Annotated in this window: 1 protein-coding gene; it reads left to right on the forward strand. The window is 32.7% G+C overall.

Annotation, left to right across the window (positions count from 1 at the left end):
* The first annotated feature begins 221 nt into the window (after positions 1-221).
* Positions 222-695, forward strand: coding sequence for a hypothetical protein (locus HHU12_RS34115; RefSeq protein ID WP_169661177.1), 474 nt, complete (start codon positions 222-224; stop codon positions 693-695).
* The last annotated feature ends 286 nt before the right edge of the window (positions 696-981 follow it).

Here is a 981-nt window from a genome sequence, read left to right on the forward strand (position 1 = left end):
CACCTTGTCACGTGCTAATGCTTCGGGATCGTACTCCGTGCATAAGGGACTTGCACCCTCTAGAAGATTGATCTATATTTAGAAAAATATAGATCGTGCCCATTTTGGGCACACACATCAACTAAACTCCAATCACGGTTGACACAACCGCTCTCGTAGTTTAGTAATCAAGTTGTGCTTCATTAGGGAAACAAAACCTTATATTCTAGAATATATTGATAGTGAATGAAAAATTAACTTTTGATCAGGTATTGAAGGGACTTGAAAAAATTACAGAACATACCTCAATTAAAGAATTAGTATGGGTAATTAAGAATGGAGATATTCTTTTCAGTCCTGGAATTATTCAAGAAAAGAAGAACTTAGCAAGTCTTTACAAATTACGGGTTAACATAAAAAAAGAATTACAAGAAGATAAGTTCTCAAAAGAAGAACTCGACAATTGGAATTCAGCTGTAAACGAACTCGATGAATATGAATGTATATTTGTAAATCTTAATATGATTATCACGGTCGAAAAAATATATTTCCTATTTTGGGACAATAAAAAAGTGAAATTAATATCTAGTTTTTGGCTGAATAAAGAACAGTCTTTAAACGAATCAGAAAAAAATTATGATATTACAATTGAAAAAGGATATTCAGTTAGCTCAATAAAATATTCTAAAACAATAAAGGTTAAGGACTGGAAATAAATTGACGAAAGCACAATAATTAGGGCTTAGTTTGGTCTTCAGACCCAAAAATTAAGCCCTAGTTGAACAAAGGCGGTGGAATTTTTTATGCACTCGGCTGTATGGAAATTAGGAAGGACTTTTCGATCACTCGGAAAGTCTTTTTTCGTTGAGAACTTTTTTATCGATCACTTCCTCCCTCATTTTTATAACTTAAAGCACAAGTGTCAACTACAAAATTAAGCCTGAAAAGCTTGATTTCGGAAAGTGTAGGGTGTAGTATATCAGGCTTATTTTCATAAGCAAA

The sequence above is a fragment of the Flammeovirga aprica JL-4 genome, from assembly GCF_012844305.1.
Classification (GTDB): Bacteria; Bacteroidota; Bacteroidia; order Cytophagales; family Flammeovirgaceae; genus Flammeovirga; species Flammeovirga aprica.